The organism is Parabacteroides sp. 52 (genome assembly GCF_010500925.1).
Lineage (GTDB): Bacteria > Bacteroidota > Bacteroidia > Bacteroidales > Tannerellaceae > QVMG01.
This window is the reverse complement of record NZ_QVMG01000014.1, coordinates 31,870-46,641: the sequence shown is the minus strand read 5'-3', so window position 1 is coordinate 46,641 and position 14,772 is coordinate 31,870. Positions and strand designations below refer to the sequence as shown.

Sequence of the window (14,772 nt, the reverse complement as noted above, 5' to 3'; positions counted from 1 at the left end):
TTTCAAGAAAACGAACGGTTTATGAATAAAAAAAGGTTTTGGGGGAAATAAAAAGGGCATAGACTGTATTCATTATACAGTCTATGCCCTCTTATTATTAATTATTCTTTATCCTAAGAATGATATCAATACCCCTGCTGCAACAGCAGAACCGATAACACCAGAGATGTTACTGGCCATACAATATTGAAGTACATGATTTTTAGGATCATGCTTCAAGGCGATTTCGTTAGCCACACGAGAGGCCATCGGAACCGCACTCAAACCGGTTGCTCCGATCAGCGGATTGATCTTCTTTTTAGTGAATAGGTTGAATATTTTGACAAACAGAATACCACCCGAGATAGAAAGGGCAAAGGCAAGGAACCCACCTATGACGATACCAATTGTTGTCCAGTTCAAGAATGCATCAACTGTCATAGTAGCTCCGACGCAAAGCCCCAGGAAGATTGTTGCCGTATTCATGATACTATTGGATATAGCGTCGAATAAACGGCTAACAGATGAACCTATTTCTTTTATCAGGTTACCGAACATTAACATACCGATCAAAGGAACTGCACTGGGGACGAACAGGGCCACAATGATAGTCACTGCTATCGGGAAGAGAATCTTCAATACACGCATATTTTTAATTTCTGTGTCTGAAGGGAACTTCTTCTCTTGTTCTTTCATGTTGATCTTCAGCTCTTTTTTGGTGCATAATAGATTTGCTACCAAAGGTATAATCACCGGAACCAGTGCCATGTAGGAGTAAGCTGCTATGGCAATAGGCCCTAATAAATGCGGGGCTAATTTGATGGTAGTAAAGATGGCCGTAGGTCCGTCTGCTCCACCGATAATACCCAACGAGGCAGCTTCCTGAGGGGTGAATCCCATCAAGATGGCCACTAATAAGACTGTGAAAATACCCAGTTGAGCCGCTGCACCAAAGATGGATAAGCGTAAGTTTCTTAACATTGGACCAAAATCGGTCAAAGCCCCTACACCCATAAAGATGATGGGAGGCAGAAAACCTGTCTTAATCAACATATAATAAAGAAAGTTCATAATACCCAGCTCGTGTGCAATCTCGTGCAATGGCATTTCCCAGATATTTTTCATGACTCCCTGAACATTGATAAGCCCTTCCTCATTCGCCTGTGTTACTCCCATTTCTCCTCCCGGGAAGTTGGCCAGTAGTACACCGAATGCTATTGGGACCAATAAGAGTGGCTCGTATTGCTTCTTGATACCTAAATAGAGCAATACCAGTGCAATGGCGTACATGATCAAGAACTGCGGTTCAGCAATAATATTACTGAACGCAGTCATCTCATATAAATTTTTTAATATATCTCCCATTATTGTATCGTCATTATTACGTCGTCTTCACCTACTGTATCACCAGGGGTGAGGAGGATGGCAGTGATAGTTCCATCAAACTCTGAGCGCACAGCATTATAGGTTTTCATTGCTTCTACATAACAAAGCAGATCACCTTTTTTTACCATATCACCTACTTTAAGTGGTGTTTCCGAAGTGTCTTTCACCAGGAAGAATTTGCCTTCTAAAGGAGAGAGCACTTCTTGTCCGGCACCGGAGGCAGGAGCGCTAGCCGGAGCAGTAACCGCCGCTTGGGGAGTTGCCGCAGGAGTAGCAGGAGTATTGCCCGTATCTCCAAAAGCAACCGTTACCCGATAGGATTGACCGTTTACATCTACGCTCATTACCTGGGGAGTAGTTGGTAGAACCATTGCTGTTGTTGCAGGAGCGGAGCTGGTGGCAGCCTGCCCTTCATTTGCTTTTTCTGCTTTCCGTTTAGCAACGTCTGCAATAAATTCAACTTTGGCTTTTCCGGAGCGGTAGGCCTCGTATTGTGCAGGGTGCATAGCGTATTCGAAGAGTTCTTCATCATCTTCGCCTACTTCCCATTGTTTTTCGTTCATCATTTTCCGGTACTTATCCAATGCGTCCGGATAGTTCGTTTGCGGGTCACCGGTGAAGAATTCGCGTCCTTCTGCTTTAGCCTTTTCAATGATTTCAGGGGCTAAGGTGCCTGGTAAGCGACCTGCTTTTCCCAGTAGCATATCCCAGATGTCATCAGCAATCATGCTCCAGCGTGCTTTTCCTTTTTCCATCTGCATCACATTCATCATAGCCAGGTTTTTTACATACTGACTGAACGGGGTAACTAATGGAGGATAGCCTACACGAGGCCATACATAAGCCACTTCATCAAATAACTTAATCAGTAACTGATCTTGAGTCATCAATGCAAGGTTATTTTTTTGTTTACTTTTATTGATTGTCTCCAGGTTCTTTTCCAAGTCGGCCATTAAGCTGCCCATCATTCCCCCCGGTAATCCGGGAGCAATCAATAGGGAATTCATCAAACGGTTTTTAGGGCTGATATACAATCCCAACCAATCGTCCATGAATTCCTGTACCATGCTGCGTACTTTCATATAGGCTTCCATATTGATTTCCGGAACGATATATCCGGCATCTTTCAACATGGCTTGTACGGTCAACAGGTCAGCGTGTCCGGTTCCCCAGGAAAGCGGTTCCATACCTACGTCGATATAATCGCAACCGGCATCACATACTTCCAGGATGGAGGCGATGCTGAAGCCCGGACCGGCGTGACTATGGTATTGGATAGGTATCTCCGGATATTTACTTTTGATGTTTTTTACGATTTGTCCCAATGAATAGGGGCGACCTATACCTGCCATGTCTTTGATACAGATCTCATCTGCTCCCAATTCAATCAGTTCCAATGCCATTTTAGTATAATATTCTACCGTATGGATAGGGGAGTGGGTGATGGAAAGGGCGCATTGTGAAATCATACCTGCCTCTTTTGCATACTGGATGGATGGTGCAATGTTACGCACATCATTCAATCCGCAGAAGGTACGGGTGATATCTGTCCCTTGCGCTTTTTTGACTTTATAAAATAACTGACGTACATCAGCCGGAACCGGACTCATCCGTAATCCGTTCAGGGCGCGATCCAGCATATGGGTTTGAATACCTGCCTCGTGGAAAGGTTTAGTCCACTCACGAACCGCTTTATTGGGATTTTCTCCAAAAAGTAAGTTTACTTGTTCAAATCCCCCTCCATTTGTTTCAACGCGAGCAAAACAACCCATCTCTATAATGGCCGGGGCTACACGGACCAGTTGGTCTACTGTGGGAACATATTTGCCGGCAGATTGCCACATATCCCTGAAAACCAAACTGAATTTGATCTCTCTTTTCATGCTATTAAATTAAGTATATGATTTTATATTTTTTCAATCTTTGTCACCTTGCCCTGTCCACCTGTGGCAGCACTAACAGCAGAAACAATTGCTGCCGTATCTTGGGAAGATATACTCCCTGTTGCAACTGCTACACGTGTCGGGTTTTGTTTTTTTACAATAACCTCCTCCGGAACATATTTATTTACCAATGCAATAAGTCCTTTGCCCAGGTAAATAACTATCAGAAGGATTATGAATACTGTAGTCATCCCGACTGTCATCAATAAAAGTCCTGTTTGAATGTTTTCCATATAATCTTATTTTGTGGCGCGCTAAAAAACGTATTGATACCAGATGTAATCAATTGGAACTATTTTAGCTAAATTAAAAAACAGTTGCAAACTTACTAAATTAGACAAGCCCCTCCAATAGCCATTTCTATAAAAAAATGAAAAAAGGGAAGGTTTGTTTTGGAATAAATATTCAATCGGAAGAAAATATGCGTATTTACTTATGAATTGTAACAAAAGTGGGTGGGTTTGTCTTTATCCTTTAATCATACAGATAAGAGTATTTGCTTTTGTTTTTCTCTCTGTTTTGTTATGAAAAATGAAATATTGATGTAAATTTGCATCTTCTTATTACAAATCATAATCAAAAGAGAATAAATAAGTATCAAATCGTAGTATGGGAAACAACAAGATTATCGGAGAGAAAATCAAGGGTATTCGTGAATCAAAGCAGCTTACTTTAGAAGAAGTTGCTTCTCGTTCCGGCTTAAGTATCGAACAAATAGAACGTATTGAAGGAAATCTGGATTTCCCATCGTTGGCCCCCCTTATTAAAATAGCACGTGTGTTGGGGGTGCGCCTGGGAACATTTCTGGATGATCAGACCGAACTTGGGCCGGTGATCTGTCGGAAAAAAGACAGTACAGATACGAACAGTATCGGATTTACGAATAATGAATCCCAAGGACGTAAACATATGGGCTACCACTCGCTCTCGCAGGATAAGTCGGGACGTCATATGGAACCCTTTCTGATCGATGTTTCTCCATCGGAAGAGGGGGTGGATTTTGTCTTGTCCATGCATGAAGGGGAAGAATTTATTTATGTCTTGGAAGGAGTGATTGAAATTAACTATGGAAAGAATACCTATATACTGAATGCCGGTGATAGTATTTACTATGATTCTATTGTCGCTCACCATGTGCATGCAGCCTCCAATGAAACAGCACGTATCCTGGGGATAGTATATACTCCTTATTGATTATATTATGGAATATCAATTACAAGAAAGAACATTGGGTCAATGGTTGGAACATTGGACTGCCGTAACGCCCGATAAAGAATACCTGGTTTATTCAGACCGTGACCTTCGCTTTACCTGGAGTCAATTCAATAAACGGGTGGACGATATGGCCAAAGGGATGCTTTCGGTGGGAATCAAACGAGGAACTCATGTAGGTATCTGGGCTACCAATGTGCCGGACTGGCTTACCTTTTTATATGCTGGGGCGAAGATTGGGGCGGTTTTGGTCACAGTGAATACAAATTATAAACAAAGCGAACTGGAATATCTGGTAAAGGACGCTGATATACACACGCTTTGTATTACAGAAGGAGTCTTTGACGGTAGCTTTGTGGATATGGTTTATACGATGCTCCCAGAATTGAAAGAATCCCAACGTGGTTATTTAAAAAGTGAACGTTTTCCTACGGTAAAAAATGTGGTTTATATCGGACAGGAAAAATACAGGGGTATGTATAACACACCCGAATTATTGCTTTTAGGACAAAATATAAGCGACAAGGAATTGGTGGAAGCCAAAGAGCAGGTTACTTGCTGGGACGTGGTGAATATGCAATATACATCAGGGACTACAGGTTTTCCCAAAGGTGTTATGTTGAGTCATCATAATATAACAAACAATGGTTTCTTTACCGGAGAAGGCATGGGTTTCACTTCGGAAGATAAACTTTGTTGCTGTGTGCCTTTATTTCATTGTTTTGGAATAACGTTGGCTACAATGAATGTATTGACGCACGGATGCACCCAGGTGATGGTGGAACGATTTGACCCCCTGGTGGTTTTGGCTTCTGTTCACAAAGAAAGGTGTACGGCTTTATATGGTGTACCTACGATGTTTATTGCTGAGTTAAATCATCCGATGTTCCATATGTTTGACCTAACATCTCTTCGAACAGGTATCATGGCCGGTGCGCTTTGTCCGATAGAGTTGATGAGGAATGTAACGGAAAAGATGCACATTACGCATATTACCAGTGTATATGGTTTGACTGAATCTTCACCGGGAATGACGCATACCACCTTGGCGGAGAGTTTTGAAGAACGTTGTACAACGGTTGGTAAAGAATATCCTTTCACAGAGGTTGCTGTAATAAACCCGGAAACAGGAAAAATATGTGCTGTGGGTGAACAGGGGGAAATCTGTTGCAGAGGTTATCTGGTGATGAAAGGATATTATAAGAATCCGCAAGCTACGGCAGAGGCTATTGATAAAGATGGCTGGTTACACAGTGGCGATTTGGGAATGAAAGAGGAGTCGGGTAATTATCGGATTACCGGACGTATAAAAGATATGATTATTCGCGGAGGTGAAAATATATACCCACGGGAAATAGAAGAGTTTCTGTATCATCTCGAAGGGGTACAAGACATTCAGGTGGCTGCTATCCCTTCCGAAAAATATGGAGAAGAGGTTGGGGCTTTTATTATTCTAAAAGAAGGAGCTTGTCTGACTACCGAAGAGGTAAAAGATTTCTGCAGAGGTAAAATCGCCCGTCATAAGATACCGAAATACGTCTTTATTGTAGATAGTTTCCCACTTACAGGAAGCGGAAAGATTCAAAAATTCAAATTGAAGGATGTAGGGTTGAAACTCTTGGCAGAACAGGGAGTAGTGCCGATATAATAAATAAGAATATATATAGGGTTAGAGCGTAAAGAAGTCAGTACTGCTGAATTTTTTACGCTCTAATAGTTTAAAGAATCAGGAGTTTTCTAAGATCCGGATATCATCCGGAATAAATCCGGTACGTATTCGCCATTCGGGGGGGTAAAGATTGTTGGCCCTATTACCTATATTTTTGACAAACCCTAAGGGATGATCGTTGTAAGTGACTAATACATACCCTTTTTCTGTATCGGTCGGAAGAAGAAGAACTTCTTTTTTTAGGTATCGGATGGCTTCTTCCCAATTAAGGGACACGGTAGGAAAAGCGGATGACTCCAGGGCATGATTTACCGCTATGCAATGATTGGGGAGAATGTCTTTTCCTTTTATTTCTCCGATCCGGATACCTGCATGCATAGGGTGTAATTGCTTTCGTATCTGTTGATACGCCTCAATCTGTGTCAATGGAAAGGCTTGTATACTATCCGTTTGTACTTCGAAATGGTATTTTTCGGATTCTTTTATCCATTTGTAAACAATCGGAGGAACCGGAAGGGAGTTTTTGTTTTTTTCTTTTTTTCTTTTTGATCTCAACGGAGATTCTTTGATTTCTCCTTTATCCTTTCGAAGTATAGCCAGGAAAAATCCTTCTCCCCGGCTTTTGTGTGGGAAAAACCTGTAAACCGGGTGATTGTATTTTAGGGGACCGGTGATCCCCCATTTTTCCTGGATAGGAATAGGGAGAGCCTCTGCTCCCAATTCATTTATGATATAATCAATGTTTTCTTCGTTTTCTTCAGTATTATAAGTACAGGTGCTATAAATCAATAATCCGCCGGGTTTGAGAGCCTCCCATATATCATGAATGATCCGTCGTTGACGGGAAGCACAAAGTTTTACATTGGCGGCATTCCACTCGGTAATGCTTGCCGGGTCTTTGCGGAACATGCCTTCACCGGAACAAGGTACATCCGTGACGATAAGGTCAAACAAATGTGTCAGGCGTCCCATTTCTTCCGGATCGTTATTGGTTACGATCGTATAAGGGGTTCCCCATTTTGTTATATTCTCTGCCAGGATATGACTCCGGGAACGAATCACCTCATTGCTGACAAGTAAACTGTTTTCCGGTAATATACTGGCCAGGTGGGTTGATTTCCCTCCGGGAGCGGCACATAGGTCTAAGCATTTTACCGGTTGCGCAATATAGTGGTGGATTGCCTGTTCCAGAAACATAGAGGAGGCCTCTTGTACATAATATGCACCGGCATGAAAAAGAGGATCAAAAGTAAAAGATAACCGCTGTGGCAGATAATATCCATCTCTACACCAATCTACCGGGTCTCCGGATACTTTTGTTATTCCTTTGAGAGGATTGACTCGGATGCTGATGGGTGCTTCAGCTGTTAAGGCTGTTTCTAACCGGGTAAATTCATTGCCAAGCAATGAACGCGTACGTTCGATAAAATCGGGAGGAAGTGTCATCATGCTGTTTCTTTGTTGCAAAAATAGTATATTTGCCCAAAACAAATTATATGCAAGCATCTCTTTTCCTGATACCTGTTACTTTAGGGGAAACAGACCACCGGAGAGTATTACCTGAGTATAACCGGGAGGTGATCCGGCAAATCAAACATTTTGTTGTTGAAAATATACGGACGGCCCGTCGTTTTTTGAAAAAGACGGATCCGGCTATTGTTATTGACGACCTTACTTTTTATGAGTTAAATAAACATACGACACCGGAACAGGTAACGGCTTATTTGACGCCTTTGTCAAAAGGAGAATCTGTCGGGGTGATTTCAGAAGCAGGTTGTCCGGCTATTGCTGATCCGGGGGCAGACATTGTGTCTATGGCGCAGCGTAAAAAATATCAGGTCGTTCCCTTGGTGGGTCCTTCTTCTATTCTTATGGGGCTGATGGCTTCCGGTTTTAATGGGCAGAGTTTTGCTTTCCTGGGATATCTGCCCATCGAAGGAAACGAGCGTACGCTGGCCATTAAAAAACTGGAAAGTCGTATTTATACGGAACACCAGACACAAATATTTATTGAAACTCCTTATCGGAACAATAAACTGGCCGAAGAACTGATCCGCACCTGTCGTCCATCGACAAAACTATGTATCGCGTGTAATATCTCTTGCGCCGATGAATATATTCATACCCGCGCCCTGTCGGAATGGAAAGGAAAGCTACCCGATATGCATAAGAAACCTACTATCTTTTTACTCTATAAATAAATCGTATGGAAGAAGGATTATATACAGCCCACGAAACGGCAGTGATAGACCCCGGATGTAAGATAGGAGATGGTACGCGTATCTGGCATTTCTCACATATAATGACAGGATGTGTGATTGGTAACTTTTGTAACATCGGACAAAATGTAGTGGTTTCGCCGCAAGTGATCCTTGGCGATCATGTGAAAGTGCAAAATAATGTATCGATCTATACGGGAGTGATTTGTGAAAACGATGTATTCCTTGGCCCCAGTTGTGTATTTACAAATGTGATAAACCCTCGTAGTGCGATCAATAGGAGAGGGCAGTATGTTCAAACTTTGGTTCGTCGAGGAGCCACAATCGGAGCCAATGCCACAGTTGTCTGCGGACATATGATCGGAGAATATGCTATGATCGGAGCCGGAGCCGTAGTCACTAAAGACATACCTGCCTACGCATTAGTGGTAGGAAATCCGTCCCGCCAGATAGGTTGGGTAAGTGAAGCCGGTGAACGGCTTGAGTTCGATGAAGAAGGATTAGCCATTTGCCCTCATGGAGGTGAGAAGTATCAGTTAAAAGACAGCGTTGTCAGCCGGCTTTATACGGACTAACCTATTTATGGCATAAGGGCAAATGGCGTAGGTTCCTACATGGCTTTCAAGCTCATATCTAGACTCTTCACCGAATGGGTAAGCGCACCGACTGAAATGTAATCGACACCTGTTTCTGCATATTGGCGCAAGGTGGCGAAAGTAATACCGCCGGAGGATTCCAGTTCGTAACGTCCACCGACCATTTCTACGGCTTTCCGGGTATTCTCTACATTGAAGTTATCCAGCATGATACGATCGATACCACCGACGTTCATAGCTTGCTGCAGTTCTTCGAAGTTGCGCACCTCGATTTCTATCTTTAGGTTTTTACCTTTTTCACGCAGGTATTCCTGGGCACGGGTGATAGCTTTTTCGATGCCACCGGCAAAGTCAACATGGTTGTCTTTCAACAGGATCATATCGAACAGGCCGATTCGGTGATTCACACCACCTCCTATTTTTACAGCCTCTTTTTCCAACATACGCATGCCTGGTGTTGTTTTACGGGTATCAAGTACGCGGGTTTTTGTTCCTTCCAGTTCCTTTACGTATTTCCGGGTAGTCGTAGCAATACCACTCATGCGTTGCATCACGTTAAGCACCAAGCGTTCGGTCTGAAGGAGTGACTGTACCTTCCCTTCGACAGTAAAGGCGATCTCCCCATATTTCACTTCCGTTCCGTCTGTGATAAACACTTCTATCTGCAGATCCGGGTCGAAAGCATGGAATATACGTTTGGCTATTTTTACTCCGGCAAGTACGCCGTCTTCCTTAATTATCAATTGGCTCTTTCCCATAGCTGTTGCCGGGATCGATGAGAGCGTAGTATGATCGCCATCACCAATATCTTCTGCGAAAGCTAACTTGATTAAGTCCTCTATAAGATTCTCCATCTTCTCTTTTTATTCTATTCTGATTGATTGTATGATTGCTTTGTCTCCCTCTGCCCGGTAGGTGATATTCACGCGGTATTCACCCGATGAGGTAGGCAATTTGCCTACGAAAAAGCCATTTTCTTTTTTATCGGCGTGGTGTAATACGGTAAAGCCAGAGGGTTTATTGGAACTAAAAAAGGTATTTAACATAACCACCGCTTCAGCCGCATTGCATTTTTTGGATGAGCCAGGCAGAGCCATATCTACTTCCTTATCTATAACCGCGGTAAGTGAAGATGCATCTCCTCCTTTCAAAGCCGTAGAAATAGGAGTGATATCAGCTGCCTGAACAGTGAAAAAAGCAAATATTAATGCCCATGTTATTAATAATCGTTTCATACTCTTCTTCCCTTTTTTAATAAGTAATACCACAAAGATAGTGATTTTTTAGAGATGCGGTATTATACAAGGGATTGAACAGTCAACACACTTTCTCTATAAACCATAAAACTGGAACCTGATAATTATAAAGAACCTACAACTGTCAGATTAAGTCTTTGCTATTCGAATAACCACAAGGCGTTTCTCCTCCGGCTTCTTTTAGAGTGAGCCTGAGCAGCCGAAAAAGAATATTAACCACTCAATATAAAGATCTCAACCGAGCCATATCCATACAAACCCCATCTTCTAAGTCTATCATCGCATTGATAAAATGAATATGGCTATATGCATTTATATCATCAAGAACAATTCTCTTTTCCTTGATTTTCTTTGTATCAAGAAGATATTGACGTTTTGTACCTTGTAATAAACAAGTGTCTGGTGTGAATAATCCTTCTTTGGATTCGAAAACAAGATTTGATGAAAAGCCATCGGTAATCAAACCTTGTTTGACGATGATAATATCATCACAAGCGGATTGTTTTAATAATTCGTCTAACCTTGTCCTGTCGGTGTATTTGAAACAGTAGTCAATGTCGTTATCTATAACGATGGAAATCGTTTTTATTTGACGATAGAAGTAAGGAATGAACTCAATCTTCTCAACTTGACTGCCATATACTACTCTGCACTTGAAAAGTCCACGTTGTACATGCCTCGGAATGAAAGATAGTACATCGGAAAGGATTATTCGTTCTCCAGAAAACTTAGCTTGTGTTCTCTCTATGCGGGCTTGATGGTAAGGTAGGTTGTACAGTTTTCCATCCTTTAGTTTAATTGCTTCGCTGAATGTTTCTTTCATAGGAATGGTAAATAAATCTTTGCTAAGACTTCACTATATTCGGATTCGGCAACGCTATTCACAGTAATTCCGCCACCGCTATGGAAATAGAATTTTTCTTCCGATTGTTCAATAAAACGAATTAAGACAGCTGTATCAAGCTCCTTCCCGTCGAAGTAACCGAATATGCCTGTATAATAGCCTCTTGATTCAGATTCTGCCTTGTTTATTATTGTTAAGGTCGATTGTTTTGGAGCACCCGAAACAGAACCAGCGGGCAACATACGAAAAACAATATCGCCAAGATGAGAAAGATAATCGCCAGAGAGTTTCCCGGAAATCTCTGAGCTAACCTGAAGAATATCGCTATTTTGCGTAGAAATACGATCGATATAACGGAATCGTTCCACTTTCACACCCTCAGCAACCATCCCGATATCGTTCCTCAGCAGGTCAACAATTGTACAATGTTCGGCAGTTTCTTTTTCATCGGAAAGAATAACTTGCTCTGCATTGGGGAGATTAGCACTAATCGTTCCTTTCATCGGATTGGTTGATATAGTGCCATTGGCAATCTTAACAAAGCGTTCTGGAGAGAAGCATACAAACTGGTTAGGTATATACAGCCCATAAGGAGATTGACTCAACAAGAAAATGTCTCTCAATCCGATATTGAGAGTAATAGGCGTCCGCACCGTTAGATTGGTAAGGTAAGAATCTCCACGCATCAAGCCTTCTGTTACCCTGTCGAATCGTTGCTTATAGTCCTCAAATGAAATGGGATTCGAAGTTATTTCAGGAAAGTGCGAAGTCGGTTTTGTTATAGTTTCCTTGATATTATTAACTTGTGGCGTACGAAAAAGAATATCAGCCTGTTCCATTGGCTGCTCTATGAAGATGCCCTTATCTTTCTCAAAGGTTACAGCAAATAAAAAAGGTATTTGGCTCTTGCCGTAAGCGTTCATCAAGGTTTGTATTTCTTGTGCTTTCATCTTAAATTCTTTTGTATGAAATTATGCATGATTGCTTCTCCATATTTTGTCATAAATGATTCGGGATGAAACTGAACCCCATACACAGCGTATTGTTTATGCGATAACGCCATGATATTTCCTTGACAGTCCGTTGCCGTTACTTTCAAGCATTCAGGCAAGTTCTTATTCGAAACTGCCCACGAGTGATACCTTCCAGCCATTATTGAAGGAGTCATCTCCTGAAATAAATCGGTATGATCTGTAATTTTTACTTCGCTTTGTATACCATGAACAGGCTTCGACAGATTATAAAGAATGGCTCCATAAGTTTCCGCTATTGCTTGATGTCCAAGACAAATACCCAATATAGGAATGTCTTTCTCATACCTTCGAACTATATCGCCTAAGATATCCGACTCAGAAGGAATTCCGGGTCCGGGAGAGAATACTATCCTGTCAAAATTATCTACTTCATTTATGTTGATTCTATCTTTAGAACGAATTTCAACAGTGTCTTTATCTACGCATACCGATTTAATCAGATGTAGTAGATTGTAGGAAAATGAATCATTATTGTCAACTAGTAGTATCCGCATTGTAAAATGAATGCAAACTTACGAAAACAAATCAGGAAGCTCTGTTAATTAGATAAAAAACTCATATGCACAAGCCGTCACTTGTTCGGAATGACCGTTTGTCTCTCGCAAAGCATTCCGATTGAAATGCTTATCGGATGAAATAAGTTAAGCGGGGATATTCGTGACATAACTTATCATATTCCCACTCCATATTCATGCTTCACCTCTGCCATTACAAACGTACTTGTCAGAGATCCCAAACTCTCAATCGTTCCCAGTACATTCAAGATGAATTCTTGATAATATTTCATATCCGGGGCATGTATTTTTAGTAGAAAATCGTACGCTCCCGATATATTGTAACATTCTGTTACTTCCGGAATCTCTTGTATTATATGAGAAAATTCAGTGGCAATATCACGATTGAGCCTATTAAGCTTAACGCTACAAAACACCACAAATCCAAGATTTAGCTTTTCTGCATCCAATACAGCAATATATTTCTTGATATATCCATCTGCCTCAAGACGTTTCAAACGTTCAAAAACAGGAGTAGTGGACAGGTTGACTTTCGCCGCAAGCTCCTTATTGGTCAGCTTGGAATTTTTTTGCAAAATACGCAAGAGATCTAAATCTATTTTATCCAATGTATCCATAGAACATTATTCTATTAAGAGTATTTTTTATTCTTTTGATTAGAAAATTGATTCTGTATAAGTGGTGAAATTAGTTATATTTTCCATATTTATGAATTGTACTGTATGATATTTCTGTATTTCATAACTTTGTCAGAAAAATAGATAGTTATACTTTAAAAGAAAAAGTAATATGGAAAAAAGAAAATGGCATTATGAGACTTTACAGCTTCACGCAGGCCAAGAACAACCCGACATTGTTACCGGTGCACGAGCAGTACCTATTTACCAGACCACCTCGTATGTTTTCCGTGATTCGGCTCAGGCGGCTGCTCGTTTTGGGTTGACGGATGCTGGAAATATTTACGGTCGTTTAACTAATCCTACACAAAGCGTTTTCGAAGAACGACTGGCTGTCCTTGAAGGAGGTATATCCGGATTAGCTGTCGCTTCAGGAGCAGCAGCCATTACTTATGCATTTGAAAACATAACAAAGGCAGGCGATCATATTGTCTCAGCCCAAACTATTTATGGAGGGACATATAACTTACTAGCAAACACTTTGCCTGCTTTCGGAATAACAACCACGTTTGTCGATCCGTCTGACTTATTGAATTTCGAAAGGGCTATTCAGGATAATACGAAAGCCATTTTTATTGAAACGTTGGGCAATCCGAACTCAAGCATCATCGATATTGAGGCGGTAGCTTCTATTGCTCACAAACATCAAATTCCTCTTATCGTTGACAATACTTTCGGGACACCCTACCTGATCCGTCCGATTGAATATGGAGCCGATATAGTGGTTCATTCCGCTACAAAATTTATCGGTGGGCACGGTTCATCTTTAGGTGGAGTGATTGTGGATTCCGGTCGGTTCGACTGGGCTGCTTCCGGAAAATTCCCTCAACTGACAGAGCCTGAAGCAAGTTACCATGGTATCCGTTTTGTTGATGCGGCAGGCCCGGCAGCATACATCACCCGTATTCGAGCCATTCTGCTTCGCGATACCGGAGCGACAATCAGTCCGTTGAATGCTTTTATTCTGCTACAAGGCTTGGAGACTCTTTCCTTGCGGGTAGAACGGCATGTGAAGAACGCATTAGCAGTGGTTCATTATCTGAAAAACCATCCGAAAGTAAAGCAGGTAAATCACCCGTCATTGCCTGAACACCCCGATCATAATTTGTACAACCGATATTTCCCCCGTGGAGCAGGTTCTATCTTTACTTTTGAAGTAAAAGGTGGTGAAAAAGAAGCACACCGCTTTATTGACAAACTGGAGATCTTCTCGCTCTTGGCTAATGTGGCAGATGTAAAATCGTTAGTTATTCATCCGGCTACGACTACACATTCGCAACTTCATGAACACGAATTACTAGAACAAGGCATTACACCAGGCACGGTGCGGCTGTCGGTAGGTACGGAGCATATTGACGACTTATTGATGGACTTAGAAAGGGGATTGGAAGAGTTATAACATTCTATATTGAATAAGCATGATGAATAACAGCCTTGAATTT

At 41.6% G+C, this 14,772-nt stretch carries 15 protein-coding genes; 5 read left to right on the top strand and 10 right to left on the bottom strand.

Going from position 1 to position 14,772, the window contains the following annotated elements; all coding sequences use genetic code 11:
- Nucleotides 1-108: 108 nt before the first annotated feature.
- The 3 genes from D0T51_RS09105 to D0T51_RS09095 are packed head-to-tail and all read right to left on the bottom strand — an operon-like array spanning nucleotide 109 to nucleotide 3,541.
- Nucleotides 109-1,344: a sodium ion-translocating decarboxylase subunit beta gene (locus D0T51_RS09105; RefSeq protein ID WP_163728265.1), complete on the bottom strand. Its 1,236-nt coding sequence runs from the start codon at nucleotides 1,342-1,344 to the stop codon at nucleotides 109-111.
- On the bottom strand, nucleotides 1,344-3,248 hold the full coding sequence (locus tag D0T51_RS09100) for a biotin/lipoyl-containing protein (RefSeq protein ID WP_163728262.1): 1,905 nt from the start codon (nucleotides 3,246-3,248) through the stop codon (nucleotides 1,344-1,346). Before D0T51_RS09100 ends, D0T51_RS09105 begins: the two co-directional genes overlap by 1 nt.
- A gap of 23 nt (nucleotides 3,249-3,271) precedes the next feature.
- Complete coding sequence (locus tag D0T51_RS09095) at nucleotides 3,272-3,541, bottom strand: OadG family protein (RefSeq protein WP_163728260.1); 270 nt, start codon at nucleotides 3,539-3,541, stop codon at nucleotides 3,272-3,274.
- A 376-nt stretch (nucleotides 3,542-3,917) separates the two neighbouring features.
- Here D0T51_RS09095 and D0T51_RS09090 point away from each other — a divergent pair, with 376 nt between their 5' ends.
- Both D0T51_RS09090 and D0T51_RS09085 read left to right on the top strand, forming a co-directional pair.
- Nucleotides 3,918-4,502 carry a helix-turn-helix domain-containing protein gene (locus D0T51_RS09090; protein ID WP_163728257.1) on the top strand — a complete coding sequence of 195 codons (585 nt, stop codon included), beginning with the start codon at nucleotides 3,918-3,920 and terminating at the stop codon, nucleotides 4,500-4,502.
- Nucleotides 4,503-4,509: 7 nt separating this feature from the next.
- Complete coding sequence (locus D0T51_RS09085; RefSeq protein ID WP_163728255.1) at nucleotides 4,510-6,168, top strand: AMP-binding protein; 1,659 nt, start codon at nucleotides 4,510-4,512, stop codon at nucleotides 6,166-6,168.
- A gap of 78 nt (nucleotides 6,169-6,246) precedes the next feature.
- Here D0T51_RS09085 and D0T51_RS09080 read toward each other — a convergent pair whose 3' ends face one another.
- The gene (locus D0T51_RS09080) at nucleotides 6,247-7,635 is read right to left on the bottom strand and encodes an rRNA cytosine-C5-methyltransferase (protein ID WP_163728288.1); all 1,389 of its coding nucleotides are present in this window, start codon (nucleotides 7,633-7,635) and stop codon (nucleotides 6,247-6,249) included.
- Between the two features lie 50 nt (nucleotides 7,636-7,685).
- Here D0T51_RS09080 and D0T51_RS09075 point away from each other — a divergent pair, with 50 nt between their 5' ends.
- Both D0T51_RS09075 and D0T51_RS09070 read left to right on the top strand, forming a co-directional pair.
- Nucleotides 7,686-8,390: an SAM-dependent methyltransferase gene (locus D0T51_RS09075; protein WP_163728251.1), complete on the top strand. Its 705-nt coding sequence runs from the start codon at nucleotides 7,686-7,688 to the stop codon at nucleotides 8,388-8,390.
- A gap of 5 nt (nucleotides 8,391-8,395) precedes the next feature.
- Nucleotides 8,396-8,983: an acyltransferase gene (locus tag D0T51_RS09070; RefSeq protein ID WP_163728249.1), complete on the top strand. Its 588-nt coding sequence runs from the start codon at nucleotides 8,396-8,398 to the stop codon at nucleotides 8,981-8,983.
- 35 nt (nucleotides 8,984-9,018) lie between these two features.
- Here the strand turns inward: D0T51_RS09070 and nadC are convergent, their stop codons facing one another.
- The 6 genes from nadC to D0T51_RS09040 all read right to left on the bottom strand — a co-directional run bounded on the left by nadC (nucleotide 9,019) and on the right by D0T51_RS09040 (nucleotide 13,270).
- Nucleotides 9,019-9,858 carry a carboxylating nicotinate-nucleotide diphosphorylase gene (nadC, locus tag D0T51_RS09065; protein WP_163728247.1) on the bottom strand — a complete coding sequence of 280 codons (840 nt, stop codon included), beginning with the start codon at nucleotides 9,856-9,858 and terminating at the stop codon, nucleotides 9,019-9,021.
- Nucleotides 9,859-9,867: 9 nt separating this feature from the next.
- Complete coding sequence (locus D0T51_RS09060; RefSeq protein WP_163728244.1) at nucleotides 9,868-10,239, bottom strand: DUF4783 domain-containing protein; 372 nt, start codon at nucleotides 10,237-10,239, stop codon at nucleotides 9,868-9,870.
- A gap of 241 nt (nucleotides 10,240-10,480) precedes the next feature.
- Nucleotides 10,481-11,083, bottom strand: a complete 603-nt coding sequence (locus tag D0T51_RS09055; RefSeq protein WP_163728241.1) for an aminotransferase class IV — start codon at nucleotides 11,081-11,083, stop codon at nucleotides 10,481-10,483.
- Nucleotides 11,080-12,054: an aminodeoxychorismate synthase component I gene (locus D0T51_RS09050; protein WP_163728238.1), complete on the bottom strand. Its 975-nt coding sequence runs from the start codon at nucleotides 12,052-12,054 to the stop codon at nucleotides 11,080-11,082. The genes D0T51_RS09055 and D0T51_RS09050 overlap by 4 nt, the downstream gene beginning before the upstream one ends.
- Nucleotides 12,051-12,632 (bottom strand): aminodeoxychorismate/anthranilate synthase component II, encoded by a 582-nt coding sequence (locus D0T51_RS09045; protein ID WP_163728235.1) that lies wholly within the window; start codon nucleotides 12,630-12,632, stop codon nucleotides 12,051-12,053. Before D0T51_RS09045 ends, D0T51_RS09050 begins: the two co-directional genes overlap by 4 nt.
- A gap of 176 nt (nucleotides 12,633-12,808) precedes the next feature.
- A complete protein-coding gene (locus tag D0T51_RS09040; protein WP_163728232.1) occupies nucleotides 12,809-13,270 on the bottom strand; it encodes an Lrp/AsnC family transcriptional regulator in 462 nt (153 codons plus the stop codon).
- Nucleotides 13,271-13,442: 172 nt separating this feature from the next.
- On the opposite strand from D0T51_RS09040, the gene D0T51_RS09035 reads away from it, so the two are divergent.
- Nucleotides 13,443-14,729, top strand: a complete 1,287-nt coding sequence (locus D0T51_RS09035) for an O-acetylhomoserine aminocarboxypropyltransferase/cysteine synthase family protein (protein ID WP_163728229.1) — start codon at nucleotides 13,443-13,445, stop codon at nucleotides 14,727-14,729.
- Nucleotides 14,730-14,772: the final 43 nt, after the last annotated feature.

Bases quoted from the DNA above. Each gene is read 5' to 3' on its own strand.
- D0T51_RS09105 (WP_163728265.1), bottom strand. From the start codon at position 1,344: ATGGGAGATATATTAAAAAATTTATATGAGATGACTGCGTTCAGTAAT.
- D0T51_RS09100 (WP_163728262.1), bottom strand. From the start codon at position 3,248: ATGAAAAGAGAGATCAAATTCAGTTTGGTTTTCAGGGATATGTGGCAA.
- D0T51_RS09095 (WP_163728260.1), bottom strand. From the start codon at position 3,541: ATGGAAAACATTCAAACAGGACTTTTATTGATGACAGTCGGGATGACT.
- D0T51_RS09090 (WP_163728257.1), top strand. From the start codon at position 3,918: ATGGGAAACAACAAGATTATCGGAGAGAAAATCAAGGGTATTCGTGAA.
- D0T51_RS09085 (WP_163728255.1), top strand. From the start codon at position 4,510: ATGGAATATCAATTACAAGAAAGAACATTGGGTCAATGGTTGGAACAT.
- D0T51_RS09080 (WP_163728288.1), bottom strand. From the start codon at position 7,635: ATGACACTTCCTCCCGATTTTATCGAACGTACGCGTTCATTGCTTGGC.
- D0T51_RS09075 (WP_163728251.1), top strand. From the start codon at position 7,686: ATGCAAGCATCTCTTTTCCTGATACCTGTTACTTTAGGGGAAACAGAC.
- D0T51_RS09070 (WP_163728249.1), top strand. From the start codon at position 8,396: ATGGAAGAAGGATTATATACAGCCCACGAAACGGCAGTGATAGACCCC.
- nadC (WP_163728247.1), bottom strand. From the start codon at position 9,858: ATGGAGAATCTTATAGAGGACTTAATCAAGTTAGCTTTCGCAGAAGAT.
- D0T51_RS09060 (WP_163728244.1), bottom strand. From the start codon at position 10,239: ATGAAACGATTATTAATAACATGGGCATTAATATTTGCTTTTTTCACT.
- D0T51_RS09055 (WP_163728241.1), bottom strand. From the start codon at position 11,083: ATGAAAGAAACATTCAGCGAAGCAATTAAACTAAAGGATGGAAAACTG.
- D0T51_RS09050 (WP_163728238.1), bottom strand. From the start codon at position 12,054: ATGAAAGCACAAGAAATACAAACCTTGATGAACGCTTACGGCAAGAGC.
- D0T51_RS09045 (WP_163728235.1), bottom strand. From the start codon at position 12,632: ATGCGGATACTACTAGTTGACAATAATGATTCATTTTCCTACAATCTA.
- D0T51_RS09040 (WP_163728232.1), bottom strand. From the start codon at position 13,270: ATGGATACATTGGATAAAATAGATTTAGATCTCTTGCGTATTTTGCAA.
- D0T51_RS09035 (WP_163728229.1), top strand. From the start codon at position 13,443: ATGGAAAAAAGAAAATGGCATTATGAGACTTTACAGCTTCACGCAGGC.